The sequence below is a fragment of the Mesorhizobium sp. CA16 genome, from assembly GCF_020165175.1.
In the GTDB taxonomy this organism is placed as follows: domain Bacteria; phylum Pseudomonadota; class Alphaproteobacteria; order Rhizobiales; family Rhizobiaceae; genus Mesorhizobium.
Window position 1 is genome coordinate 13,853 of record NZ_JAIUHP010000012.1, and the last position, 25,071, is coordinate 38,923.

At 64.5% G+C, this 25,071-nt stretch carries 20 protein-coding genes and 1 pseudogene; 11 read left to right on the top strand and 10 right to left on the bottom strand.

The genetic code is table 11. From position 1 onward, the window contains the following. Positions 1-113: 113 nt before the first annotated feature. Both LB525_RS17485 and LB525_RS17490 read left to right on the top strand, forming a co-directional pair. Positions 114-794, top strand: coding sequence for an ABC transporter permease subunit (locus tag LB525_RS17485; RefSeq protein ID WP_140841602.1), 681 nt, complete (start codon positions 114-116; stop codon positions 792-794). Further along, positions 791-1,567 carry an amino acid ABC transporter ATP-binding protein gene (locus LB525_RS17490; RefSeq protein ID WP_224527960.1) on the top strand — a complete coding sequence of 259 codons (777 nt, stop codon included), beginning with the start codon at positions 791-793 and terminating at the stop codon, positions 1,565-1,567. Before LB525_RS17485 ends, LB525_RS17490 begins: the two co-directional genes overlap by 4 nt. A gap of 68 nt (positions 1,568-1,635) precedes the next feature. Here LB525_RS17490 and LB525_RS17495 read toward each other — a convergent pair whose 3' ends face one another. The 6 genes from LB525_RS17495 to LB525_RS17520 form a co-directional block, all read right to left on the bottom strand. Continuing rightward, positions 1,636-2,217 carry a CarD family transcriptional regulator gene (locus tag LB525_RS17495; RefSeq protein WP_040991750.1) on the bottom strand — a complete coding sequence of 194 codons (582 nt, stop codon included), beginning with the start codon at positions 2,215-2,217 and terminating at the stop codon, positions 1,636-1,638. A 373-nt stretch (positions 2,218-2,590) separates the two neighbouring features. After that, positions 2,591-2,929 (bottom strand): ferredoxin FdxA, encoded by a 339-nt coding sequence (gene fdxA / locus LB525_RS17500; protein ID WP_095767304.1) that lies wholly within the window; start codon positions 2,927-2,929, stop codon positions 2,591-2,593. Between the two features lie 202 nt (positions 2,930-3,131). Then, complete coding sequence (locus LB525_RS17505; RefSeq protein ID WP_224545541.1) at positions 3,132-3,518, bottom strand: RNA-binding S4 domain-containing protein; 387 nt, start codon at positions 3,516-3,518, stop codon at positions 3,132-3,134. Positions 3,519-3,669: 151 nt separating this feature from the next. Beyond that, on the bottom strand, positions 3,670-6,978 hold the full coding sequence (locus LB525_RS17510) for a helicase-related protein (protein WP_224545658.1): 3,309 nt from the start codon (positions 6,976-6,978) through the stop codon (positions 3,670-3,672). Positions 6,979-7,697: 719 nt separating this feature from the next. Beyond that, entirely contained in the window at positions 7,698-8,420 is a 723-nt protein-coding gene (locus LB525_RS17515) for a beta-ketoacyl-ACP reductase (RefSeq protein WP_224545542.1), read from the bottom strand. A gap of 119 nt (positions 8,421-8,539) precedes the next feature. Beyond that, positions 8,540-9,727, bottom strand: coding sequence for an acetyl-CoA C-acetyltransferase (locus LB525_RS17520; protein ID WP_224545543.1), 1,188 nt, complete (start codon positions 9,725-9,727; stop codon positions 8,540-8,542). Positions 9,728-10,031: 304 nt separating this feature from the next. On the opposite strand from LB525_RS17520, the gene phaR reads away from it, so the two are divergent. Further along, positions 10,032-10,625, top strand: coding sequence for a polyhydroxyalkanoate synthesis repressor PhaR (gene phaR, locus LB525_RS17525; RefSeq protein ID WP_095767308.1), 594 nt, complete (start codon positions 10,032-10,034; stop codon positions 10,623-10,625). Positions 10,626-10,878: 253 nt separating this feature from the next. On the opposite strand, the gene LB525_RS17530 is transcribed toward phaR, so the two are convergent. Continuing rightward, a complete protein-coding gene (locus LB525_RS17530; RefSeq protein ID WP_224545544.1) occupies positions 10,879-12,024 on the bottom strand; it encodes a citrate synthase family protein in 1,146 nt (381 codons plus the stop codon). An 89-nt stretch (positions 12,025-12,113) separates the two neighbouring features. Here LB525_RS17530 and LB525_RS17535 point away from each other — a divergent pair, with 89 nt between their 5' ends. The 8 genes and pseudogenes from LB525_RS17535 to LB525_RS17575 form a co-directional block, all read left to right on the top strand. Then, on the top strand, positions 12,114-13,214 hold the full coding sequence (locus tag LB525_RS17535; protein WP_224545545.1) for a citrate synthase/methylcitrate synthase: 1,101 nt from the start codon (positions 12,114-12,116) through the stop codon (positions 13,212-13,214). 493 nt (positions 13,215-13,707) lie between these two features. Beyond that, a complete protein-coding gene (locus tag LB525_RS17540) occupies positions 13,708-14,838 on the top strand; it encodes a patatin-like phospholipase family protein (protein ID WP_224545546.1) in 1,131 nt (376 codons plus the stop codon). 123 nt (positions 14,839-14,961) lie between these two features. Then, positions 14,962-16,383, top strand: a complete 1,422-nt coding sequence (locus tag LB525_RS17545; RefSeq protein ID WP_224545547.1) for a coniferyl aldehyde dehydrogenase — start codon at positions 14,962-14,964, stop codon at positions 16,381-16,383. Positions 16,384-16,445: 62 nt separating this feature from the next. Continuing rightward, a complete protein-coding gene (locus tag LB525_RS17550; RefSeq protein ID WP_224545548.1) occupies positions 16,446-16,664 on the top strand; it encodes a hypothetical protein in 219 nt (72 codons plus the stop codon). Between the two features lie 86 nt (positions 16,665-16,750). Beyond that, on the top strand, positions 16,751-17,953 hold the full coding sequence (locus tag LB525_RS17555; protein ID WP_224545549.1) for an efflux RND transporter periplasmic adaptor subunit: 1,203 nt from the start codon (positions 16,751-16,753) through the stop codon (positions 17,951-17,953). A 74-nt stretch (positions 17,954-18,027) separates the two neighbouring features. Then, entirely contained in the window at positions 18,028-21,204 is a 3,177-nt protein-coding gene (locus LB525_RS17560) for an efflux RND transporter permease subunit (protein WP_224545550.1), read from the top strand. Between the two features lie 97 nt (positions 21,205-21,301). Beyond that, complete coding sequence (locus LB525_RS17565; RefSeq protein ID WP_040991775.1) at positions 21,302-21,460, top strand: DUF3309 family protein; 159 nt, start codon at positions 21,302-21,304, stop codon at positions 21,458-21,460. Between the two features lie 595 nt (positions 21,461-22,055). Further along, a pseudogene (locus LB525_RS17575) lies at positions 22,056-22,232 on the top strand (LysR family transcriptional regulator); the annotation flags it as partial. Here the strand turns inward: LB525_RS17575 and LB525_RS17580 are convergent. The 3 genes from LB525_RS17580 to LB525_RS17590 all read right to left on the bottom strand — a co-directional run bounded on the left by LB525_RS17580 (position 22,190) and on the right by LB525_RS17590 (position 24,903). After that, on the bottom strand, positions 22,190-23,371 hold the full coding sequence (locus LB525_RS17580; RefSeq protein ID WP_224545551.1) for an MFS transporter: 1,182 nt from the start codon (positions 23,369-23,371) through the stop codon (positions 22,190-22,192). The pseudogene LB525_RS17575 and the gene LB525_RS17580 sit on opposite strands and share 43 nt — an antisense overlap. Positions 23,372-23,773: 402 nt before the next feature. Next, the gene (locus LB525_RS17585) at positions 23,774-24,082 is read right to left on the bottom strand and encodes a DUF1244 domain-containing protein (RefSeq protein ID WP_095767315.1); all 309 of its coding nucleotides are present in this window, start codon (positions 24,080-24,082) and stop codon (positions 23,774-23,776) included. 23 nt (positions 24,083-24,105) lie between these two features. Beyond that, positions 24,106-24,903, bottom strand: coding sequence for an N-formylglutamate amidohydrolase (locus LB525_RS17590; RefSeq protein ID WP_095767316.1), 798 nt, complete (start codon positions 24,901-24,903; stop codon positions 24,106-24,108). Positions 24,904-25,071 lie beyond the last annotated feature (168 nt).

Below are 25,071 nucleotides of genomic sequence, written 5' to 3' on the forward strand. Positions count from 1 at the left end.
CGCTGTTTTTGCACGGCATTCATCGGGGTCGTCTTTGACGGCCCGCCGGGTTTTGCATGATAGTCGGTCCATACGGGGGACGCGCCGCCGTATCTGGAAGGGAGAAGCGCTTCGTGCCGCACTGGCTGCAATTGATGCTGGAATCGTTGCCGACGCTGTTGTGGGCGGCGCTGATCTTCACCGTGCCGCTGACGCTCCTGTCCTTCGCGCTTGGGCTCATCGCCGGACTGGTGACGGCGCTGATCCGGCTGTTCGGCCCGAAGCCGCTGGTCGCGATGGTGCGCTTCTATGTCTGGATTTTTCGCGGCACGCCGCTGCTCGTTCAGTTGTTCCTGATCTTCTACGGCCTGCCGTCGGTCGGCATTCTGCTCGATGCCTTTCCCGCCGCTCTGATAGGCTTCACGCTCAACATCGGCGCCTATACGTCTGAGATCATCCGGGCCGTCATCGGCTCGGTGCCGAAGGGGCAGTGGGAAGCTTCCTATTCGATCGGCATGACCTGGAGCCAGGCGATGCGGCGCACCATCCTCCCACAGGCGGGCCGCGTTGCTGTCCCGCCGCTTTCCAACACCTTCATCTCGCTGGTCAAGGATACCTCGCTGGCGGCGGCAATCACGGTGCCCGAGATGTTCCAGGCCGCGCAGCGCATCGTCGCGACCACCTATGAGCCGCTGATCCTCTATGTCGAAGCGGCCGCGCTCTATCTCGCGTTGAGCTCGGTTCTGTCGGCGCTGCAGGCGCGGCTGGAAGTGCGGCTAAACCGCTATGGCGGGTTCCTGGAGGCCAACGCATGATCGGCCTCAGCAACATCGAAAAGCGCTTCGGCGACAATCTTGTGCTGAAGGGCGTGACCGTCACCCTCGACGAGGGCAGCGTGACTGCGCTGGTCGGCCCTTCCGGCGGCGGCAAAAGCACGCTCTTACGCTGCATCAACCTGTTGGAAATCCCGACGTCCGGGTCCCTGCGCATCGGCGACGAGACGCTTGCGTTCCATCCGGGTGGCAAGGTGCCGGCCAAGCATATCCAGCGCATCCGCCTGCAGACCGGCATGGTGTTCCAGAATTTTCAGCTTTTCCCGCATCGCACAGCGATCGAGAATGTCATGGAAGGACTGGTGACGGTGCTGAAATGGCCTGAGCCAAGGGCGCGCGAGCGGGCGATGGCGCTGCTCGAAAAGGTCGGCATGGCGGAAAAGGCCGACGCCTGGCCGGCGACTCTGTCCGGCGGCCAGCAGCAGCGCGTGGCGATCGCCCGGGCGCTGGCGCCGTCGCCGCGCGTGCTGCTCTGCGACGAACCGACCTCTGCGCTCGATCCGGAACTGGCGCAGGAGGTAGTAGACGTGCTCGGACAGCTCGCACGCGAAGGCACGACCATGGTGATGGCCACGCATGATCTCAGGCTCGCCTCCAAGATCGCGCAGGAGGTGGTGTTTCTGGACGCCGGCTCGATCGTCGAGAAAGGCCCGGCTTCGGTCGTGTTCGACAATCCGGAGCGCGAGCGAACCAAGCGCTTCATCGCCTCGCTCAGGCAAGAGGAGGCGCAGAGGGAAGGCGGCAGCGGGGTGTAGAATTGGGTACCAGAAACAAAAAACCCGGCGCGACGCCGGGTTCTTCGTAAACTCAAAAGCGAAAAAGCTCAGGCAGCTTCTTCCTGCTCGGCTTCCTCGTTGTCGGCCTTGGCGCCGCGCTTCGGACCCTTGTTGAGGTTGACCTCGATGAGGCGCACCGCCTCGGTCTCCGACATGCGGTTCACCGCGGCGATCTCGCGGGCCATGCGGTCGAGCGCGGCTTCGTAGAGCTGGCGCTCGGAATAGGACTGCTCCGGCTGGTTGTCGGCGCGGTAGAGGTCGCGCACAACTTCCGAGATCGAGATCAGGTCGCCCGAGTTGATCTTGGCGTCATATTCCTGGGCGCGGCGCGACCACATGGTGCGCTTGATGCGGGCGCGGCCCTGCACGACCTTCAGCGCGCGGTCGACATAATCCTCTTCCGACAGCTTGCGCATGCCGATCGAGGTCGCCTTGGCGACCGGCACCTTCAGCCGCATCTTGTCCTTCTGGAAATCGATGACGAACAGTTCTAGCTTGTGACCCGCAACTTCCTGCTCGTCGATCGCCACGATCTGGCCGACGCCATGCGCCGGATAGACGATGAATTCGCCGGTCTTGAACCCGTGACGAGCCGCGTTGGACTTCTTCTGCGGGGTGATCGTTGCCATTACGCCCTGAACTCCTTAAGTTGTGCAGCCGGCATCATGCCGGCTCGAACCCACGAGGTCGGCAAAGCCGACCGTTAGCCGCGCAACAGGATGAACCCACCGGAAAAGCCAAGGGCCGGCATATCGCACGAATGCGACCGCCTGCCCCAGATCGCTCTGGTCCGGATCTAAAAGCTCACCTTTCAGTGATTTGGGGCGTTAGCGCCATAAATCGACGTTGTGTCACCGGCATGTTTCGTTGATGTAACACAAAAAGTCGGAAGAATCAAGGTTTTGCTGCATTCGCTAACGCCAAGCGGCAGCGCTGCCCGTCAAGACAGCAATTGTATCGGTCCGGTTACGCCGCGTCATGCCGGTATTCCCGGCCGCTATATCAATCGCCTTCGCCGGGCTCCGCCGAGAAATATTTCTCGAACTTGCCGGTCTCGCCGTCGAAGGTCTTGGCGTCCGCCGGCGGCTCCTTCTTGGCGGTGATATTGGGCCACTTCTCGGCGTATTCGGAATTGATCTGCAACCATTTGTCGAGGCCGCCCTCGGTGTCCGGCTTGATCGCGTCGGCCGGGCATTCGGGCTCGCAGACGCCGCAGTCGATGCACTCGTCAGGATGGATGACGAGCATGTTCTCGCCCTCGTAGAAACAGTCGACCGGACAGACCTCGATGCAGTCCATATATTTGCATTTGATGCAATTGTCGGTCACGACATAGGTCATTGCAGGCTCCGGAACGTCCCATTTTGCTGGGCTTTTCGGCTGAGGTAACGCCTTTGCCCGCCGCATGCAAGGGCAGGGATTGCAGGCGCAGCCGGTGTCGCGGAATGGAATTCCAGCCGGAAAGCTTCGGCCAAGTCCTCCAGCCCAACCGTTGCGCAGTTTTCCTGGAATTGCTGCAGCCGTGCCGCGGCCCGGCTATATCTCAGTCGTCGCCGAGCAGCCGGTCGGTCTGCCGCCGCTCGCGTTTGGTCGGGCGGCCGCTGCCGGCCTCGCGCAAGGCTGGAACGGCGTCCGGAACCGCCTCGCCTTTGGGTGCCGGCGTCGGCGACAGATCCTCGTAAAGCAGCCGCGCCTCGTCGGCCGGGCCGCGCCTGGCGCCACAGTTCAGCACCTTCCAGACGAGGATACGGCGCTCGAGCATGATGGTGAGCACGTCGCCGGGCTTGACCAGATCCGACGCCTGCGCTGCTTTGTCGCGATTGATGCGGACGCGTCCCGCGACGACGACCTTTGCCGCCAAGGACCGCGACTTCACCGCGCGCGAGAAGAACAGCCATTTGTCGATGCGTTGACGGCCTTCTCCAACCATCGCGGCTAGCTTTGGTAGAGCATGATCTTATCCGAAAATCGGTTCCCACTTTTCGCTGACGCGGTCCTTCGGTTCGGGATCATGCTGGTTCTTTGATGGAGCATGATCTCGCCCGAAAACCGGGTCCCACTTTTCGGGATCATGCTCGAACCTATTTCTTCAGCTGGTCGCGCAAGGCGGCGAGCTTGGCAAAGGGCGAATCCGGATCGAAGCGCTGCGGACGTTCCTCGCGCGGCTTGCCCTGGAAGGCAGGCTTGCCGGCCGGAGTGTTGCCCTTGTCGTCCTGCCTGCCGCCCTTCCAGTCCGGCCGGCCTTCGCGGCGTTCGCCTTGCGGCTTGCCTTCGCGCCGTTCAGCGCCCTCACGCCGGTCGCCTGTCTCGGGCCTCGGCTTGAACTTCGAGCGGTCGAAGCGCGGCTTGCCGGCGCCTTCGCGCTGCTCGCGGCGGCCTTCCTGGGCGGGCCGATCGCCGGGCTGACCGCTTGCGGCGCCTGCCTCGCGTGCGGGCTGGGCGCCGCGCGGGCGATTGTCGCGACGGTTGTCGTGGCGATGGCGCGGACGCTGATGGTCGAAACGCGCCTGGCGCCACAGGAGCACAGGTTTTGGTTCCTCGGCTTCGGCTGGCGGATCGCCGCCGGCACTATCCTCCACCTGGTGTTGGGGGGAGGTAAGAGCGTCGGCGCTTTCGGCCGACTCGGGCGCTGCCGCTATGTCCACCGCTGCGGCGCCTTCCACAGCGGCGGGCTCTTCCGTAACCGCGGCCGGAGCTTCTGCCGGCTCTGCCGTGGCAGGTTCCGCTGCCACTTCCGCGACGGCTTCAGCCGGAGCTTCGGCGGCAGCCGGCTCCGAGCCGTCGACCGTTGCCTCCGCGACCGTATCAGTTGCCGCGGCTTGTGCCTCTGCCTCGCGCGCGGCGCGCGCGGCATTATCCGCGGCGAGCTTGGCCGCTGCCGCTTCGCGGGCGGCGTCGTCCAGCGCGTCGAGCTTCGCCTTAACCTCGGCGGCCGGCTTGGCCTCCGAGCGATAGCCGAGACCTTTCAGGATCTCCTCCATGTCGTCGGCCGTGGCGCCGAGGATCGACATCATCGGCGGCGTCACTATGAAGGCGTGACCGTCATAGGCGCCGTCCGGACGCTGGCCGAGGCCGGGCTTCCAGTTGGTCGCCGGGCGGATGAGGTCGGCAAGCCGCTCGAGGATATCGACGCGCACGGCGCGGCGGCCGAGATTGCGGTAGCCGGCGAGCTTGTAGAAGGTCTTGTCGAAGGTCGGGTCGATAACGACCGAGGTGCGGCCGGAAGCCAGCGCATGCACCACATCGCCGAAGCCGGGCTTGTCCTTGCCGTCGTTCTTCAGCGCCCACAGCAACGTCACCAGGCCAGCCGGCGCCGGCTTGATCAGCGCCGGCACGAAGACATGGTAGGCGCCGAAGCGGACGCCGAGGCGGCGAAGCGCTGCGCGGCCTTCCTGGTCGAGCGACTTCATCTCCTCCGCGATGTCGCGGCGATTGATCAGGCCGAAATGCTCGACCAGCTGGAAGGCGATGCCGCGCGCGATGCCGGCGAGCTGGTCGGCATTCTTCAGGTCGACCAGCGGCTTCAAAAGCGTTTCGATCTGGAAATTGACGAAACGCTCGGCGCGCGCCGCGACCTTGTCGCGGGCGGGGCCGGTCAGCTGCTCGTCGGCAAGCAGAACCAGGCGCGGCTTCAGCGCCTCGTCGGCGGCGACCAGCGTGCCGATCGGCGCACCGATCCAGCGCAGGACGCCGTCCGAGCCCAAAGCCAGGTCGCCATTGGCGCAGGCGGCAAAGCGCTCGGCGCGCGCCTCGAACTCGGCCGCGAGCGCCTTCTGGGCGGCGGTGCGCACCGCCTTGGCGTCCTCGCCGCCGGCGCTCTGGTCGGCGGTGAAGCGGAACCCCTGCAACTCGCCGACGTGATGGCCTTCGACGAGGACGGTTCCGGACGGGCTGATTTCGGCTTCAGGCATGGTATTTTCTCTAAGGCGCCGCATGAGGACGGAAGTCCTGCGGTCTACGAAGCGTTTCGTCAACCGCTCATGCAGCGCATCCGACAATCTGTCTTCGATTTCGCGCGTCTTTTCCTGCCAGTGTAGCTGATCGGCCAGCCAGCCGGGGCGGTTGGAGACGAAAGTCCAGGTGCGGATCTGCGCGATCCGGTGCGACAGCGTGTCGATATCGCCTTCCGTCGTGTCGGCGCGCCGCACCTGCTCGGCCATGTAATTCTCATCGACATGGCCGTGACGCGCAAGGTCCATATAGATCGAGGCGATAAGATCGGCATGCTGTGCCGGCGCGATCTTGCGATAGTCGGGGAGCGCGCAGGCTTCCCAAAGCAGCGCCACGCGCTCCTTGCCGGTGGCCAAGCCGCGGATGTCGCCGTCGCGCGATAGCTGCTCCAGTGCCTGCGCATCCACCGCCGGCAACGCGCGGGTCAGCCCTTCGACAGGCGCATTGGCCTCGATCGAGCGCTTCAGCGCATCGAGGCTGGAAAAGTCGAAATCGGCGGTGCGCCACTGCAGCACCTTCACCGGATCGAAATCGTGTCCCTCGATCTTGGCGACCAGTTCCTCGTCGAATGGGTCGACCTGGCCGGTGACGCCGAACGTTCCGTCGCGCAGGTGCCGGCCGGCGCGGCCGGCGATCTGGCCAAGCTCGGCGGCGGTCAGGTTGCGGTATTGATAGCCGTCGAACTTGCGGTTCTGAGCGAAGGCGACGTGATCGAGATCGAGGTTCAGGCCCATGCCGATGGCGTCGGTGGCGACGAGATAGTCGACATCGCCGGACTGGAAGATCTCCACCTGGGCATTTCGGGTGCGCGGGGAAAGAGCGCCGAGCACGACGGCAGCACCCCCCTGCTGGCGGCGGATCAGCTCGGCGATCGCATAGACCTCGTCGGCCGAGAAGGCGACGATCGCCGTGCGCCGCGGCAACCGGGTGAGCTTCTTCGAGCCGGCATAGGCAAGGTGCGACAGCCGCGGCCGCGTCACCACCGACACGCCCTTCAACAGGCGCTGCAGGATGCCATGCATGGTGGCCGCGCCCAGGAGCAGCGTCTCCTGGCGGCCGCGCAGATGCAGGATACGATCGGTGAAGATATGGCCGCGCTCGAGATCGCCGGCGAGCTGCACCTCGTCGATGGCGACGAAGGCGGCGTCGGTCTCGCGCGGCATCGCCTCGACGGTGCAGACCGAATATTTCGCGCCGGCAGGCACGATCTTCTCCTCGCCGGTGATCAGCGCCACCTTGTGGGCGCCGACCTTCTCGCAGACGCGCGCATAGACCTCGCGGGCGAGCAGCCTCAGCGGGAGGCCGATGACACCGGTCTCATGCGCGACCATGCGCTCGATGGCGAGATGCGTCTTGCCGGTGTTGGTCGGGCCCAGCACGGCCGTCACGTCGCGGCCCGAAAGGATCAGCGGGTGGGAGTGTTTCGGCTGGATGTTCATCGGCTCGGAAATAAGGTTTCTGCCGCCCGTAGTCTGAAGCACGGCGCTGCCGCCGCGTGTGACAGGCGACACATAGGGACTTCGGGCGTGAAGCGAAAGCGGAATGTTCCCTCGCGAACTGGCTATGCCGGAGGGGGCAGCCAAAATCGGCCGCTTGTTAACAGCTGGAACGAGTCTGGAACGAATCAGCGACGAATCGGTGACTCGTTCTGATTCAGGGTTTGTTCACGGCTATATGTGGATTTTTTGACGGTGAGTCTCACCACATGCTGAATCGCTGAATTGGCCCGATTCCTGCTTTGCCTCGGCCGGACCCGGGTCGTCGTTAACCTTTGCCGGGCAATGGTCAGACCCGACCTGGGCGCAGACTTCAAGTTTATGAAATTGTTGATTTTTCTTAATCGCCTTTAACGAGTTCGGTGACGTTTGCACCGTCCACTGTTAACTTTCCGGCCAAAGCCGGAACGAATCGGCGACGAATCAGCGATCCGACGGCTTTCCCGGTTTGTTCACCCCTAGATATGGTGTTATCCACAGCTTGCCCACCGAGGATTCACAGCTTGTCGCAGCGGTTATGCACAGAGCGTGGCTGCGGCCGTTAACTTTTGCGTGCCGAATTGAGGCAAGGTGTCGCGCCGGCGTGCCGGCGAACAAAAAAGGCGGCTTCGGTGCCGGAGCCGCCTTTGGCGGTAAACGGTGTCGGGCGACCTACTGGGGTGTCAGGCGAAATACTGACCGCCATTGGCGGTGATGGTCGAGCCGGTGATGAAGCCGGCCTCATCGGAAGCCAGGAAGGCGACGCAGCGCGCGATCTCTTCCGGCTCGCCGAGGCGACCGACCGGGATCTGAGCGATGATCGACTCCCGTACTTTTTCCGGCACGGCCATGACCATGTCGGTGGCGATGTAGCCGGGGCAGACGACATTGACTGTGATGCCGGCGCGAGCCCCCTCTTGAGCCAGCGCCTTGGTGAAGCCGATATCGCCGGCTTTCGAGGCCGAATAATTGACCTGGCCCATCTGACCCTTCTGGCCGTTGATCGAGGAAATGGTGATGACGCGGCCGAACTTGCGGTCGCGCATGCCGCTCCACAAAGGATGCGTCATGTTGAAGACGCCGGACAGGTTGGTGTCGATCACTTCCTTCCACTGTGCGGGCGTCATCTTGTGGAACATGGTGTCGCGAGTAATGCCGGCATTGTTGACCAGCACGGAGACCGGGCCGAGATCGGCCTCCACCTGCTTGATGCCTGCGGCGCAGGCCTCGTAGTCGGCGACCGACCATTTGTAGACGGGGATACCAGTCTCGGCCTTGAATTTCTGGGCCCCCTCGTCATTGCCGGCATAGTTCGCCGCGACCGAATAGCCGGCGGTCTTCAAGGCGACCGATATCGCCGCGCCGATGCCGCGTGTTCCGCCCGTGACGATTGCTACTTTGGTCATGTGTGCTCCTCCCTGTTGATCGGAGGAGCGAGTAGGGAGTAGCGAATAGCGAGTAGGGGATTGAAGCCTGCTGCGCCGACGCCGTTTTCCCTATTCGCTACTCCCTATTCGCTATTCGCTCAGTTCAGCGCTTCCACGCACATCGCAACGCCCATGCCGCCGCCGATGCACAGCGTGGCAAGGCCCTTCTTGGCGCCGCGGCGACGCATCTCGTAGACCAGCGTGTTGAAGACGCGGGCGCCCGAAGCACCGATCGGATGGCCGATGGCGATGGCGCCGCCGTTGACGTTGACGATCGAGGGATCCCAGCCCATGCCCTTGTTGACGGCGCAGGCTTGCGCGGCGAACGCCTCGTTGGCCTCGACGAGGTCGAGGTCCTTGACCGACCAGCCGGCCTTCTCCAGCGCCCGCTTCGAAGCGGGAATAGGCCCTGTGCCCATGATTGCCGGATCGACGCCGGCGGTCGCCCAGGAGGCGATGCGCACCAGCGGGGTAATGCCGCGCCGCACGGCCTCGGACTCGGTCATCAGCAGCGCGCCGGCGGCGCCGTCATTGATGCCCGACGCGTTGGCGGCGGTGACCGTGCCGTCCTTGTCGAAAGCAGGCTTCAGCTTGGTCATGGCGTCGAGCGTCGCGCCGTGCCGGATGTACTCGTCCTGATCGACTGTTGTGTCGCCCTTCTTGCCCTTGATGGTGAAGGCGACGATCTCGTCCTTGAACTTGCCGGCCTTCTGCGCAGCCTCCGCCTTGTTCTGCGAGGCGAGCGCGAACTCGTCCTGGGTTTCGCGGGTGATCTGGAACTGACGGGCGACGTTCTCGGCGGTGTTACCCATATGGTAGCCGTTGAAGGCATCCCACAGGCCGTCCTTGATCATGGTGTCGATCATCTTGTAGTCGCCCATCTTGACGCCGGCGCGCAGGTGCTCGGCATGCGGCGACATCGACATCGATTCCTGACCGCCGGCGACGATCACCTTGGCGTCGCCGGTGGCGATCTGCTGCATGCCGAGCGCAATGGCGCGCAGGCCCGAGCCGCAAACCTGATTGAGGCCCCAGGCCGTGGTCTCCTTCGGCAGGCCGGCATTGATCGAGGCCTGGCGAGCCGGGTTCTGTCCTTGCGCAGCGGTCAGCACCTGGCCGAGGATGACCTCGTCGACTTCCGCCGCCTCGACGTTCGCGCGCGCCAGCAATTCCCTGATGACTACGGCGCCGAGTTCATGCGCCGGCGTGGCGGCGAAACTGCCGTTGAAGGATCCGACCGCGGTGCGAGCGGCGCTGGCGACGACGATGGAATTGGAAGCGGACATTTTCTTCTCCAGACTTCGAGGTGTCGTGTTCTAGGCTATCCTTGAAGACTTTCTTGCCGGTTCAGGCAGCCGAGTCAAACCGGAAATGGGCATGGCCGCCATGCGCGGCAAGCAGAGCGCGCGCCGGTTGCGGCAACATGACGTTGACCGCGCGGCGAATTTTGTCATGCCCTGCAGCATTAATTGATGCCGCAGTGCACAAACCGCTTGGAATTGTGAGGCTTTTGCGCGTATCCTCGATAAAGGGCGCAATCGTTACCGGCCGCTTACTCCTAGAGGTGCCGGTGTCCTGGGGAGGATACGGATGGCCGCAAAAGACGACCCGATCGTCATCAAGAAGTATGCCAATCGCCGGCTCTACAATACCGGCACAAGCACCTATGTGACGCTCGAGGACTTGGCCGAGATGGTCAAGAAGGGCGAGGAGTTCACGGTCCAGGACGCAAAGACCGGCGACGACATCACGCATCCGGTGCTGACGCAGATCATCTTCGAGCTGGAGAACAAGGATGGGCAGAACATGCTGCCGATCCCGTTCCTGCGCCAGCTCATCTCCTTCTACGGCGATCAGATGCAGATGATCGTGCCGAGCTTCCTCGAACAATCGATGATCGCCTTCTCCAAGGAGCAGGAGCGGTTTCGCGAGCAGCTCAAGGGTACCTTCGGGAAAACGCCGATCGACATGATGAAGACGCCGATCAAGGCGCTCGAGGAACAGACGCGACGCAATGTCGAGATGTTCCAGAACGCCATGCGCATGTTCACGCCGTTCCCGCCCGCCGGCGGCAATTCAGCGCCGGCCGCCGAGCCAGCGAAGAAGGAAGAGAAGGGCGACGATCTGCAGGAATTGAAGGCGCAGATTGCGGCGATGCAGCGCAAGCTGGACACGATGTCCTGACGGGTGTGCCGCCGTTTGGCGGCGATCGCGAACGCTGGAGATTGGCGCAAAGGCCCATCCCTTCGTCATCCTCGGGCTTGACCCGAGGATCCATTCTGTGACCGACGCCGTAGGGCGCAGCGGTGCAGAATTCTGTATACGTTGCAACGCCTTAGCGTCACGGCATGGATTCTAGGGTCTGCGCGCGTCGCTTCGCTCCTTACTCCGCCCTAGAATGACGACCTCAAACGCGTTCCGGCTAATCTGCAAGTCATCATCCCGCGCTAATTGGCCCGTCATAACGGGCGCGGGGCCTGATCGGCCTGTTGCTGGTCACCTGTTCGACAGCATGCGCCGTCCAGCCGACGCTGCGGCCGAGCGCGAACAGGCGGAACGGCGCATCGGCCGGCAGGCTGAGGCTGCGCGTCATCGCGGCCAGCGCAAAATCGATATTCGGATGCAGCCCGGTCGCGGCGAGCACGGCGTCGCGAAGATGTACGATCCCGTCATCGATCTCCAGGTCGGGCAGCAGTGCTTGCGCGCGCGGATCACCTTCCGGGTAAAGCGGGTGGCCGAAGCTTGGCAGCGGCCGGTCATGAGCGAGCCAGCGTGCAATCGCCTCGTCCGGACCCAGCCGCCCGGCATCCTCGACAAGCGTGATCGCCGCCGCGCCGGCGCCGCCGTGGCGCGGGCCGGTCAGCGTCGCAAGGCCTGCGAGCAGGCAGGCGGCGATCGGCGCGCCGGTGGAGGCCGCGACGCGGGCGGCGAAGGTCGAGGTGTTGAGCTCGTGATCGGCCAAAAGCACCAGCGCCTTGCGGATGAGATCGGCGCCGGCGGCTTCCACCGACCAGCCCTGCGCCAGCCTGATATGCACGGGTTCGGAGCCCGGCGACGCGCCGAGCGCGGTTGCCAGCGCGCTGGTCGCGGCGGCGCCGTCCTGCTGCAGCATCGCCGGCCTGCGTCCGAGCGAGGACCAGCCTGCGGCGGCGAGCGCCGAAAGCCTGGCGAAGGCGGTGGGCGTGCCGCTTTGCCGGGCGGCCGAAGGGGTCAGCGAGGCGAACGATACCGGACGGGCGGAAGCCCATAGCAGCTCGGCGGTCTCCTCGAGCGTCGCCGTCGCCGAAAGCTCCACCGCGTCCCTGCCGCGATAGATGAGACGACCATGCAGCACCGTGGAGATTGACGTGGGAATCGCCGGCTCGCCCCAGGCGATGGCGCTTTCGGCGATTGCCTGCGGGCTCCTTCCGCGGTCGCGGCGCGTGGCGAGCGCGGCGATGTCGTCGGCGCGGTACCGGCTGCGGCGCGGGTCTGCTTCGTCCGGCCTCATGCCGATGCGGCCGCGGCTGACATAGGCATAAAGCGTCTGCGGACGGACATTGAGCCGCTCCAGCGCCTCATCCCGGGTCAGCCATTCCGTCATTTGCCGCCTTACATTGATTATCTTGATCAAGATTGATGCATTGATTGCGCAGCATTAATTGTCATGCACCAAAGGTCAAGGAGACGGTCATGGCAAATGGGCTCGATGATGTTGTGGCGGCAGACACGGTGCTTTCCGATGTCGATGGCGCGGGTGGGCACCTCACCATCCGAGGCCATTCGCTGATGGAACTGGCCGGCCGCCGGCGCTACGCGCAGGTGGTGCGTCTGCTGTTCGACGGCTTCTTCGACGACCTTCCGAGCGATGCCGAACTGGAGGAGGCGATCGGCAAGGCTCGGGTGGAAGTGTTCGATCGCGTCCAGCCGATGCTTGCCCAGCTTGCGCCGCTCGACGTCTACAGCGGCATGCGCGCCGGCATGGCCGTCCTGCCGGACGGCGACAGGCTTGCCGATGCGCTGCGGCTGGTCGCGGCGCCTGCGGTGCTGACGCCGGCCTTGCTGCGCCTTGGCCGGGGTAAGACGCCTATTGCTCCCGACGAAAAAGCCGATCATGCCGGTGACATGCTGCGCATGCTTTCCGGCTCCGCCTCGCCCGCGCTTGCCAAGGCGCTCGACAGCTATCTGGTGACGGTCTGCGACCACGGGCTCAACGCCTCGACCTTCGCGACCCGCGTGGTGGCCTCGACCCAGGCCGGACTGACCTCGGCGATCCTGGCTGGGCTCGGCGCGCTGAAAGGTCCGCTGCATGGCGGCGCGCCGGGGCCGGTGATCGAGATGCTGGACGCCATCAAGGCCAGCGGCGACGCCACGGCATGGCTGCGCAACGAGATCGCCCATGGCCAGCGCATCATGGGTTTCGGCCATCGCATCTACCGCGTGCGCGACCCGCGAGCCGATGCGCTGAAGACGGTCGTGCGGCAGCTCGGTTCGCGCAACAAGACGAGCAGCAAGGAGATGGGTAGCAGGTTGGCCTTCGCCGAAACCGTGGAGCAGGCGGCGCTTGAGGTGCTCAGCATCGCCAAGCCGCAGCGCTCGATCCAGACCAATGTCGAGTTCTATACCGCGCTTCTTTTGGAAGCGGTCGGCTTCCCGAAAGAGGCGTTCTCCAACGTCTTTGCCGCCGGCCGCGTTGCCGGCTGGATTGCGCACGCCCGCGAGCAGCAGGCGACCGGACGGCTCATCCGGCCGCAGTCGCATTATGTCGGGCCGGTGCCCGATCTGGTTGCTTGAGAGGTTCGGTTCCTCGCCCCGCCTCGGCTACGGCATGCACACCTTTCCAAGCGGCTGGCCTTTGGCGATAGCGTGCATGCAGCTTGGCGCATGCCTTGTCTTATGCAGCGCTGGTCGACCCCCACTCCGTCTCGGCTTCGCCGAGCCACCTCTCCCCCGATCGAAGGGGTAGAGGAAAGGCGCCAAGCTTTTTGCCGTCAATGCTCGTCCAGCAACGCTCCCTTCCTTTCCCTCCGGAGGGGGGAAAGGTGGCGCTGCGGAGCAGCGACGGATTGGGGGAACCACCTGGCAATCAAGGTTCGGCCTGATCAGTCGCGCTAGTCACAGCATGCTGTAGCCCATTTCGTGGAGCGAGGAAATTCCATGATCACGCTTGTGTGTTCGTGTTCTTGCCTTGGTTCGCCCCTATATGCTGCGCTGCAACATAGGCTGACTGCGTCGTCTCCGTGCAAACAACGCAGCGGTAGGCCGGCGCATCGAGACAAGGAACGCCATGGCGAAGAACGGCAAGGCGGAGGAAAAGAAGAAGATCAACATCGCGCTCCAGGGCGGCGGTTCGCATGGCGCCTTTTCCTGGGGCGTGCTCGACCGGCTGCTGGAGGACGGGCGGCTGGAGATCGCGGCGGTGTCCGGCACCAGCGCCGGCGCAATGAACGCGGTGGCGCTGGCCGACGGATATGTCCGGGGCGGCGTCGAAGGCGCGCGCAAAAAGCTCGACGATTTCTGGCGAGCGGTGGCCTCGAAGGGGCGTTTCAGCCCGGTGCAGCGCATGCCGTGGGACGTGGTCTGGGGCAATTGGTCGATCGAGAACACGCCCGGCTATTTTTTCTTCGACACGATGTCGCGGGTGTTCTCGCCCTATGTCGCCAATCCGCTCGGCCTCAACCCGCTGCGCGATGTGGTGGCGAAGGAGATCGACTTCGACAATGTGCGCGCCTGCAAGTCGATTGAGCTGTTCATCTCGGCGACCAATGTCGAGACGGGACAGCTGCGCGTCTTCTCCGACGGCGAGATCGACCTCGACACGGTGATGGCTTCGGCCTGCCTGCCGCAATTGTTCCGCGCCGTCGAGATCAAGGGCGTGCCCTATTGGGACGGCGGCTATGGCGGCAATCCGGCGCTCTATCCGTTCTTCAAGACGGCGGCGACCGAGGACGTGCTTCTGGTGCAGATCAATCCGGTGGTGCGCGAAGGCACGCCGAAGAGCGCCAATGAGATCCAGAACCGCATCGACGAGATCACCTTCAATGCCGGGCTGCTGCGCGAATTCCGCTCGATCGCCTTCGTCAAGGAGTTGATCGCGGCCGGACGCCTGCCGCATGGCGAATATCGCGACATCCGCATGCACCGCATCGATGCCGACGAGGCTTTCAAGGACCTCTCCGCGTCGTCCAAGGTCAACGCCGAATGGGCTTTCATCGCCTATCTGCGCGACCTCGGCCGCAGCGCCGCCAGCGACTGGCTGGAAGAGAATTACGACGCCGTCGGCCAGAACGCCACGCTCGACCTTTCAGGCGAGCTCGACGACGGCTTCAAGCCGCTGCGCGGCCCGGCACCCGGGCGTCGCGTCAAGGAGTTCCTGGCAGCGCACATTAAGCCAGAATCTGCGCGCCGCCGCGCCTGATGTCTTCCATACCTGTCAGCAAGTCCGCTCCGGCTGTCAGCATCTTCCCCAGCGGAACCGGGGCAATGCTGGATTCGGTTGTCGGGGCGATATAGCTTACCTGAACGTAAAGGGGAGGTCGCGATGCTGCAAACCAGACAAAACGCTCTCGGGGTCAGGTTTGAAGCGCAGTGCAGGGCCTTCGAGAAGGAGCCGTTCCCGACGCTGGACTTGCGCAAGGATCGGCTGAAGCGCCTGTTGGCGCTCACTGAAAAGCACGAAGCCGAGATCTGCGCGGCGATCGACAGCGATTTTTCCGCCCGCTCGGCTCAGGAGACGCGGCTTGCCGAACTGTTCGTCGTGCGCGCCGGCATCAGGCATGCGCTGTCGCATCTCGGCGCCTGGATGCGCGAGCGCCGCGTCGCCACCAGCCTGCCCTTCCTGCCCGGCCGCAACCGCCTCTTGCCGCAGCCGCTCGGCGTCGTCGGCATCGTCTCGCCCTGGAACTATCCTTTCCAGCTCGCCATCGCGCCGGCGACAGCCGCTCTGGCCGCCGGCAACCGCGTGCTGATCAAGCCTTCGGAGCTGACGCCGAAATTTTCGGACCTGCTCGCCAGCCTGGTCGAAAAATATTTCGCCGCCGACGAGATCAGCCTGGCGGTCGGCGACGCGGAGGTCGGCAAGGCGTTCGTGTCCTTGCCGTTCGACCACCTCCTGTTCACGGGCTCGACCGCCGTCGGCCGCCAGGTTGCGCTGGCTGCCGCTGACAATCTGACGCCGGTGACGCTCGAGCTCGGCGGCAAGTCGCCGGCGATCTTCGATCCCTCCTGCGATCTTGATGCGGCGGTCGCCAGCGTTGCCTACGGCAAATTGCTCAATGCCGGCCAGACCTGCATCGCGCCCGACTATCTGATGGTCCCGCAAGGCCAGGGCGCGGCGGTCGCGGCTAAGTTCGCGGCGGCAATCGCGAAGCTCTATCCGCGCTTCGGCGACAATCCCGACTATACGGCGATCGTCAGCGAGCGGCATCACCGGCGGCTGAGCGACATGGTCGCCGAGGCGCGCGACAGCGGCGCCGACATTATCGAGATCAATCCTGCGAACGAGAAGCTCGGCATCAGCGACCGCAAGATGGCGCCGGTGCTGGTGCGCAATGCCGGCGAGACTCTGCGGCTGATGCGCGAGGAGATTTTCGGACCGGTGCTGCCGATCGTCGAATATGGCAGCGTGGACGAGGCTCTCGATCATGTGAACCGGGGCGAGCGTCCACTGGCGCTTTACTGGTTCGGCAGCGACAGCGCCAATCGCCGCAGGGTCATGCGGGAAACCGTGGCCGGCGGCGTCACGGTCAATGACTGCATGATGCATCTGGCGCAGGAGCGGCAGCCCTTCGGCGGCGTCGGCGACAGCGGCATGGGCGCCTATCACGGCGAGTGGGGTTTTCGCACCTTCAGCAAGGAAAAGCCCATCTTCATCCAGTCGAAGCTCAGCGCCGGCGGCCTGCTGCGCCCGCCCTATGGCAAGACATTCGAGCGTCTTTTCCGGCTGCTGAAGCTCATCACTTGACAGCTTCAGCCCGGGAATGGCGGGGATGGAACCGCGGTCAACGCGGATGATCGGCGCTTCATATGGGAGCTTTCCGCATCATCCTGACGGCTGTTGCCAGTAACGTTAGGGAAGCCATGGAAAACTATCGGCGCGCCGGAAAAAAGCGCAGCCGTCTGGCAGAAAAGCTTGGATTTGTCGAGGAACCACGTTCCACTTCGCAATGCTACCGCAACTTTTCCGACTATATTGCGCCGCAACTTTCAGGTAGAAGCTGCGCTTCGCCGATCACGGCAAATTGAACTAGGCCCCGCGCACACCCATATCGGCCGCGCGCCCGAAGTCGGAAGCGCCGACCTCGCCAGGTCCTGCAACGGAAAAAATGACGATGCCGAAAATCAGGTTTCACAAGCTTGCTGCCATTGTCGTGCTCATCGGATTCGCGGCCTGGATGGGCACGGGTGAGTTTTCGTCCGTCGGTAGCGCCGCCGACAAGTCGGTTACCACCGACAAGTCGGCCGCCACCGACAAGCACGCCGACGCCGGCAAGCCCGCTCAGCCGGAGGCCACCAAGCCGGACGCCGCGCAAGCCGAGCCCAAAGCCGCGTTGCGCACGGTCGCCGTAGTGACGCCGCCGCGCAAAACCTATGCGCGCGCCATCCGCATCTCCGGCCTGACCGAGGCCGACAAGCGGGCCGTGCTGGCGACGCGCGTCGCCGGCGTCATCGAGAAGTTGCCGGTCAAGCAGGGCGACCGCGTCAAGACCGGCGACCTCGTGCTGATGCTCGCGGCCGAGGAGAAGATCTCCAACGTCGACAATGCCAAGCAATTGCTGGCGCAGCGCAAAGCCGAGCTCGATGCTGCCGAGCGGCTGGCCAAGACCGGCAATCTGCCGAAGCTGCAGCTCGATACCGCCCGTTCCAACCTGACGCTGGCGCAATCGCAGCTCGACACCGCGCAGGCGGAGCTCGACCGCAACGAGGTCAAGGCGCCATTCGACGGCGTCATCGACCGCATCCCGGTGGAGCTCGGCAGCTCGGTGATGCAGGGCGGCGAGGTGGCGACAGTCCTGAAGCTCGATCCGGTCATCGCCCGCGGCGAGATCAGCGAGCGCGACCTGCGCTACGTCAAGATCGGCGACGAGGCCGATGTCCGCCTCGTCAACGACCAGAAGGTCACCGGCACCGTGCGCTACATCAGCCGCGATGCCTCGGCGCAGACCCGCACCTTCCGCGTCGAGGTGGCGATACCCAATCCCGACGGCTCCATCCCCGCCGGCATGACGGCCGAGATCGCGCTCAGCGCCGAGCCGACCAACGCGGTCATGCTGCCGCGTTCGGTGGTGACGCTCGGCGACAAGGGCGACCTCGGCATTCGCGCCGTCGGCAAGGACGACAAGGTGGCGTTCTTTCCGATCGACCTGGTCGACGACACGCCGCACGGCCTGGTGCTGGGCGGCATTCCGCAAGATGCGCGCATCATCGTCGCCGGCCAGGAGCTGGTGAAGGAGGGCGATCCGGTGAAGCCCGTCGAGGCCGACCAGGCGACCATCGACAAGCTGATTGGCGAAGCCACCGCCGGCACGCAGTAAAGCAGGACGCGTCCGTCGCCGGCCCAATCCGGCGATGGCAGTCCGCAGCCCCCGAAGCATAACAGGCCGAAGTCATGGATATCGTCAGACTCGCCATCAACAACGCTCGCCTCACCATATCGGCGCTGCTGTTTCTGGTCGTTGCGGGCTGGGTCGCCTACCAGTCCACGCCGAAGGAAGCAGAGCCCGACGTTCCGATTCCGATGATGTATGTCAGCCTGATCTATCAGGGCATCTCACCGGAGGATTCCGAGCGCCTGCTGCTGAGGCCGATGGAAAGCAAGCTCAAGAGCCTCAAGGGGCTCAAGGAGATGCGCTCAGCCGCCTTCCAGGGCGGCGGCTATGTGCTGGTCGAATTCCAGCCGCAGACGGATCTCGCGACGGCGCTGCAGGATACGCGCAGCAAGGTGCAGGACGCCAAGGCCGACCTGCCGCAGGCGGCGGAAGAGCCGACCGTCAACGAGGTCAACGTCTCGGAATTCCCGGTTCTGGTCGTCACGCTTTCCGGCGATGTGCCGGAGCGCGTGCTGACGTCGGCCGCGCGCGAGCTGCGCGACCGCATCGAGGAGGTGCCCGGCGTGCTCGAAGGCTCGCTACAGGGCGCTCGCGACGACCTTGTCGAGGTTGTCGTCGATCCGGTGAAGCTTTCCTCCTACGGACTGCAGCTCGACCAGGTGATCCAGGGCGTCGCCTCCTCCAACAGCCTGGTCGCGGCCGGCAATCTCGAAGGCTCGGAAGGCAAATACGCGGTCAAGGTGCCGTCGCTGATCGAGACGCCCGAGGATGTCGCGAACCTGCCGGTGGTCGCCACGCCGAACGCCGTGGTCCAGGCCAAGGACATCGCGACCATACGCTCGACCTTCAAGGACGCCGAGACGGTCACTCGCCTCAACGGCAAGCCTGCGATCGCCATCGAAGTCAAGAAGCGCATAGGCGCCAACCTGATCGACACGTTGAACCATGTCAGGGAAGTGTCGGACACCTTTATCAAGACCATGCCCGAGGGCATGCATGTCACCTACACGCAGGACAAGTCGGTCTTCGTCAACCAGCTGCTGGGCGACCTGCAGAACCATGTGATGATCGCCGTCATCCTGGTGTTCATCGTCATCCTTTATGCGCTGTCGGGGCGGGCCTCGCTGCTCATCGGGCTTGCCATCCCGTCATCGTTCCTGATGGGCATCCTGCTGCTTGCCATGATGGGCTACACGATCAACATGATCGTGCTGTTCAGCCTGATCCTGGCCGTCGGCATGCTGGTGGACGACGCCATCATCGTCACCGAATTCGCGGAACGGCGCATGAGCGAGGGCATGCCGAAGGCGGATGCCTTCGCGCTGGCCGCCAAGCGCATGGCCGGCCCGGTCATCGCGGCGACGATGACGCGCATCGCCGCCTTCTCGCCGCTGCTGTTCTGGCCGGGCATCATCGGCGACTTCATGAAATATATGCCGATCACGCTGATCGTGACGCTGTCGGCCTCGATGCTCTACGCGCTGGTCTTCGCGCCGACTTTGGGCGCGATCTTCGCCAAGGCACCGGAGCATCACGAGGAAGGCAACCGCGACGGCTGGTACATGGCGGTGGTCAAGCAGGCTGTGCGCTTCCCGATCACGGTGATCCTGCTCACCGTCGGACTTCTGGTCGGCGTCGGCTTCGCCTATTCGAAATATGGCGCCGGCGTCGAGTTCTTCCCCAGCGTCGAGCCGGATTACGGCCTGCTCTATGTGCATGCCCGCGGCAATCTTTCGCTGGCCGAAATGGACGCCGCGACGAAGACGGCGGAAAACCGTCTGCTCGGCTGGCCCGGCGTGAAGTCGGTCTATACCCGCGTCGGCAAGACGCAAGGCGGCGGCCAGGACATTCCGGAAGACGTGGTCGGCGTCATCCAGTACGAGTTCGTCGATTGGCGCGAGCGCAAGTCGGCCAACCAGATCCTCGACGACCTACGCGGCGTGATGGCCGGCATTCCCGGCGTCGATGTCGAAGTGCGCGTGCCGGAAGCCGGCCCGCCGACCGGCAAGCCGATCCAGATCAGGCTGTCGGCCGTCGACCCGGCCGGGCTCGACGATAAGGCGCGCGCGGTCGCGGCACGCATCGCCAAGATCCCCAATGTCATCGACATTTCGGACGGCCTGCCGCCGCCCGGTGTCGATTGGGCGATCGAGGTCGACCGCGCCAAGGCGGCGCAATACGGCATCAGCCCAACTTCGGTCGGCACGGTGGTGCAACTGGTGACCAACGGCCTCAAGCTGTCGGAATACCGGCCGGCCGGCGCCGACGACGCGGTCGACATCCGGCTCCGCCTGCCCGAGGACCGGCGCACGCTGTCGACGCTCGACGAGCTCAGGGTGCAGACCTCGCAAGGGTCGGTGCCGATCTCGAATTTCGTCGTGCGCAAGCCGGAGCCGACCGTCGGCATCCTGAACCGCATCGACGGCGCGCGCACCGTGGTCGTGCAGGCCAATGTCAGCGCCGGCGCGCAGGTCGCGGCGGTGCAGGAGCAGGTCACCAAGGCCGTCAGCTATATGGATCTCGGCAGCGGCATCCGCTGGAAGCTCGCCGGCTCAAACGAGGACAGCGCGGAAGCCAGCGCCTTCCTCGGCAAGGCTTTCGGCGCAGCGATCTTCCTGATCTTCCTGGTGCTGCTTGCGCAGTTCAACAAATTCACCAGCGTGTGGCTCGTCCTGTCCTGCGTGGTCATGGCGACGATCGGCGTGTTCCTCGGATTGCTTCTGACAGGCGAGGCCTTCGGCATCGTCATGTCGGGCATCGGCGTCATCGCGCTGGCCGGTGTGGTGGTGAACAACAACATCGTGCTCATCGACACTTACGACCGGTTGCGCGAGGAAGGCTGGGACAAGATGGATGCGGTGCTGCAGACCTGCCGCGAGCGCGCCCGTCCGGTGGTGCTGACGGCGGTCTCTGCCATTCTCGGCGTGCTGCCGATCGCCTTCGGGCTCGGTCTCGAAATCTTTCATCACGAGACGACGATCAACGCGCCGTCGACGCAATGGTGGATCTCGCTGTCCTCGGCGATCGTCTTCGGCCTGTCCTTCGCCACGCTGCTGACGCTGGTGGTGACGCCCTCGATGCTAATGGTGTTCACCCGCGCCAAGGTGAAGCCCGGCCAGCGCCGCGGCTGGTTCAGCCGCCTGTTGCGGCGCGGCAAAGGCAAAGTCATGACCGACGAGCCGCCCAGCGAGACGGGCGCGGGGCCGGCGGAGGCCTTCCCGAAAGCTGCGGAATAGACCGTTTCACAACCCCAAGGAAAAAAGCCGCCCGGGAACAACCGGGCGGCTTTTTGCATTGTTCCCTCGAAGTTCAACCAGACGGCGAGGGTTTTTCATGACGATCGGCACAATTCTCGTAATTATCCTTATCCTGATCCTGATCGGCGCCGTGCCGGCATGGCCGCATTCGCGATCCTGGGGCTACGGCCCCTCGGGCATCGTCGGCGTCATCCTGGTCGTGCTGTTGATACTCTTGTTGATGGGCAGGATCTGACCGGTTCCTCGGTCCAGGGATTTGAAAGGCTGCAGCCAGCGCAAACGCTGGGAATTAGCTGAAGCTTTGCCCAATCTCGTCATTCCAGGGCGGAGCAGCCGCGAAGCGGCGTCGCGGAGACCCTGGAATCCATTGCGTGAACTGGGCCGTGGGATGCGGCGAAGCAGAATTCTGCACCCTTGCTACGCTTCGAGGTCACGGAATGGATCCTCGGGTCTGCGCGCGTCGCTTCGCTCCTTGCTCCGCCCGTGGATGACGAGGTTGGGAGGCCTCAGCCAGTCTCCAAGGCATACGGCCTGCCAACGCAGACATGCCCGACCGATCCTTGTAGTTTGCAGCCGGGCTGCCGGATCGGCCGCTTTTTGGCATGCTGCGATCAGGCGGCGAGGCGCGACGGCTCCGCGGCGACGCCGATATCCTGCAATGCTTCCTTCACCGCTTGGTCGAGCGGGGTGTGCGGGATTTCGCCGATGACCTCCTCCATCCGCGTCGAGACCAGCCGGCGCGCTTCGAAGCGCAGATAGGACATCGAGACGATCTCGCGCCACATGGCCACGAACGGGCTGCCGGCGCGCAGCACCCACCAGGGCATGCCGATCCGAACCTGGAAAAACTGTTGCCCGATTTGCCCTCGCCGGTTCTGCCGGTCTGACTCGCCATGCATCGCGACGTGCGCACCAGCATGCGCATCCGCCGCGTGGCGGATTTCCTGCACGAGGAACTGAAGCGCTATTCGGCTGGGACGGGTTCAGGTGCGAATTCGGCCCGGTGAGCGAGGCCGGCCATCAAGAGCACGACGACCAGCAGCGCGGACAGCGCGACGAAGATCGGGCCGAAGCTCGAATGCTCTGCGACGAAGCCGATTGCCGACGGCGCCACCAATATGCCGGAATAGCCCATGGTGGTGACGACGCTCATGCCGGTGCCGGACGACATGCCTTCCTGGTTGCCGCCGGCCGAAAAGATGATCGGCACCATGTTGGCGATGCCGAAGCCGCAGAAAGCAAAGGCGGCTATGGCAAGGTAAGGCGAGGGCGAGAGGCCGGCGACCAGCATGCCGGCGGCGGCGACCAGCGCCGAGCCGCGCAAGGTCGACACCGCGCCGAAGCGGTTGCGCACGCCGTCGCCCAGGAAACGCATCAGCGCCATGACCCCGGAGAAGGCGGCATAGGCCAGCCCGGCGACCGCGAGATCGGCGCCGAGTTCCTGGTGCAGGAAGAGCGCCGCCCAGTCGAGCACCGCGCCCTCCGAGATCATGGTGAGCAGCGCCATCAGCCCGACCAGATAGACGGCCATGTGCCGCGGCAGCGTGAACTTCTGGTGCTCGACCGCCTGCGGCCGGCCCTCGGCGATGAGATAACGAACGGCAAACGCGATGACGGCAAAGGCTATCACCGTCACCGCGACGGCATGGGCAAGATAGCCGTAATTCTGGATCGAGTAGCCGCCGAGCGCGCCACCGGCGAAGCCGCCGAGGCTCCAGAAGCCGTGCGACGACGACATGATCGCGCTCGAAAGCCGCCTTTCCACCACGACGGCATTCGAGTTCATCGCGACATCCATGCCGCCGATTGAGCCGCCGAAGACGAGCATGGCGATCGCCGCCAGCGGAACGTTAGGGGCGAGCGCCACGATCAGCAGGCCGAAGCTGCCGCAAACACCGAACCAGCGCGTCACGCTGCGCGAGCCGTGCCGGGAGATCAGATGGCCGCACCAGGTCATGGCGATGACCGCGCCGACGCCGAACAGGAGGATCAGCAGGCCGAGGGTGAATCGGGTGATGTCGAGCCGGGTGAGGAACACCGGGATCTGCGGCGCCCAGCTGCCGGTCAAGAAACCATTGGCGAGGAAAATACCGGCGACGGCCCAGCGGCCGCGCGCCGCGGCCTGCATCGTGGTTTGCACGCTCATGGTCTGAAATCCGCCATGCAAAAGGATTCGCGCGGCAAATTAGATCGATTCAATTCGTAGTCAAGGACCGCAGCGGGGAAGTGCTTGGACCAAGGGAGCGATCGGGGGTCGGCGTCGTTCGCGGCAGGCTGCTGCTTTGACGATTGCTACGACGCCTCTCCGTTCGTCATCCACGGGCGGAGCAAGGAGCGAAGCGACGCGCGTAGACCCGAGGATCCATTCCGTGACTTAGGAGCGCCGCTACCATGCAGAATGTTCCCGGGCGGCGCCGATGCGACGATATTCTGGATCGCCGTGCTCTTCGGCAGGCGTCACGGAATGGATTCCAGGGTCTGCGCGCGTCGCTTCGCTCCTTGCTCCGCCCTGGAATGACGAAGTCGCGAAAGCGTGCGTCGTCGCTGCTTAGTGATCCTTTGGCCGTCGCGCCTCGAACTCGGCCTTCTTGGCTTCCGACGCCTCGGTCTGGTTGAGCGCCTGCCATTCGGCATAGGGCATGCCGTAGATGATCTCGCGCGCAGCGTCTTTCGACAATGCCACACCTTCGGCTTCGGCGGCTTCGCGATACCAGTTGGACAGGCAGTTGCGGCAGAAGCCGGCGAGGTTCATCAGGTCGATGTTCTGGACATCGCCGCGCTCGCGCAGATGCGCCACCAGCCGGCGGAACGCGGCTGCCTCGAAATCGCGTTTCTGGTCGTCGTTGAGCTCGGTCATGGGGAACTCCGCCGTCGGTCTCGTCACACAGGTCCGGTGCGCGAGCCGAACATTTTCACCTGATGAATATCGGGGCGCCGGTCGATGGCGTCAACGATCGGCGCCAAGCGTTCGGCCCAGGCCAAAGCGCCGGCGCGGTCGGCGATCAGGTCCTGACGGATTTCGATCAGAGCATGTGCGTAGCCGTTGACGATGGCGTGGCGGAACATGGTGTCGCCGCGCAGCGCGCCGTCATAGGGTTCGTTGTCGCCGACGACGAGGGACTTGTCCTCGGCCAGCATGTCGATCAGCGGCCGCGCCACGCGGTCGTCTCGGTCCCACAGGACGCCGACATGCCAGGGGCGGACAAAACCCTGCATCGCCGGCGTGAAGGAATGCACGGAGAGGATGAACGGCGCCTTGCCCGAAGCATGGGCGACGGAGGCGATCATCGCCCCGACGGCGTCGTGATAGGGCCGGTAGAAACGGTCGAGCCGGCGCTCGCGCTCCTCCCGGGCAATCGGATAGTTTCCCGGCACCACGGTCCCGTCATAGAGCTGGCGGATCATGGTTGGGTCATCCTCGCCTCGGTTGGGATCGATCAGCAGCCGCGAGAAACCGGCAAGCACCGCCGGCACGTCAAGCGCAGCGGCGAGCTCGCGCGTCACCGTCTCGACGCCGATGTCATAGGCGATGTGACGGTCGAATTCGGACGCCGGCAAGCCGAGACTGCCGTATTCGTCGGGGAGATCGCGGCGGGCGTGGTCGGCGAGAAGCACGACGCCTTTCTTGCGGTCGCCCTCGACTATGTCGAACGGCGTGAAAACTGTGGATCGGGTCATCGGCTGAAAAGGGGATGGCGGCTGCGATGTGCTATCGTCATTCCACGAAGAGGACGCCGGCGCAATGCCGTTGTTTGGCCAAGGTTTCCGCAAAAAATCCCCGACCGAGGGAGAATTTGCGCGACGGGCCCTTCTAAATCGATTGGAATTGAACAAAACGGCGCGTTG

Bases quoted from the DNA above. Each gene is read 5' to 3' on its own strand.
- LB525_RS17530 (WP_224545544.1), bottom strand. From the start codon at position 12,024: ATGACGGAATGGCTGACCCGGGATGAGGCGCTGGAGCGGCTCAATGTC.
- LB525_RS17495 (WP_040991750.1), bottom strand. From the start codon at position 2,217: ATGGCAACGATCACCCCGCAGAAGAAGTCCAACGCGGCTCGTCACGGG.
- LB525_RS17550 (WP_224545548.1), top strand. From the start codon at position 16,446: ATGGGAGCTTTCCGCATCATCCTGACGGCTGTTGCCAGTAACGTTAGG.
- LB525_RS17545 (WP_224545547.1), top strand. From the start codon at position 14,962: ATGCTGCAAACCAGACAAAACGCTCTCGGGGTCAGGTTTGAAGCGCAG.
- LB525_RS17515 (WP_224545542.1), bottom strand. From the start codon at position 8,420: ATGACCAAAGTAGCAATCGTCACGGGCGGAACACGCGGCATCGGCGCG.
- LB525_RS17565 (WP_040991775.1), top strand. From the start codon at position 21,302: ATGACGATCGGCACAATTCTCGTAATTATCCTTATCCTGATCCTGATC.
- LB525_RS17490 (WP_224527960.1), top strand. From the start codon at position 791: ATGATCGGCCTCAGCAACATCGAAAAGCGCTTCGGCGACAATCTTGTG.
- phaR (WP_095767308.1), top strand. From the start codon at position 10,032: ATGGCCGCAAAAGACGACCCGATCGTCATCAAGAAGTATGCCAATCGC.
- LB525_RS17540 (WP_224545546.1), top strand. From the start codon at position 13,708: ATGGCGAAGAACGGCAAGGCGGAGGAAAAGAAGAAGATCAACATCGCG.
- LB525_RS17510 (WP_224545658.1), bottom strand. From the start codon at position 6,978: ATGAACATCCAGCCGAAACACTCCCACCCGCTGATCCTTTCGGGCCGC.
- LB525_RS17505 (WP_224545541.1), bottom strand. From the start codon at position 3,518: ATGGTTGGAGAAGGCCGTCAACGCATCGACAAATGGCTGTTCTTCTCG.
- LB525_RS17585 (WP_095767315.1), bottom strand. From the start codon at position 24,082: ATGACCGAGCTCAACGACGACCAGAAACGCGATTTCGAGGCAGCCGCG.
- LB525_RS17580 (WP_224545551.1), bottom strand. From the start codon at position 23,371: ATGAGCGTGCAAACCACGATGCAGGCCGCGGCGCGCGGCCGCTGGGCC.
- LB525_RS17590 (WP_095767316.1), bottom strand. From the start codon at position 24,903: ATGACCCGATCCACAGTTTTCACGCCGTTCGACATAGTCGAGGGCGAC.
- LB525_RS17555 (WP_224545549.1), top strand. From the start codon at position 16,751: ATGCCGAAAATCAGGTTTCACAAGCTTGCTGCCATTGTCGTGCTCATC.
- LB525_RS17560 (WP_224545550.1), top strand. From the start codon at position 18,028: ATGGATATCGTCAGACTCGCCATCAACAACGCTCGCCTCACCATATCG.
- LB525_RS17535 (WP_224545545.1), top strand. From the start codon at position 12,114: ATGGCAAATGGGCTCGATGATGTTGTGGCGGCAGACACGGTGCTTTCC.
- LB525_RS17520 (WP_224545543.1), bottom strand. From the start codon at position 9,727: ATGTCCGCTTCCAATTCCATCGTCGTCGCCAGCGCCGCTCGCACCGCG.
- fdxA (WP_095767304.1), bottom strand. From the start codon at position 2,929: ATGACCTATGTCGTGACCGACAATTGCATCAAATGCAAATATATGGAC.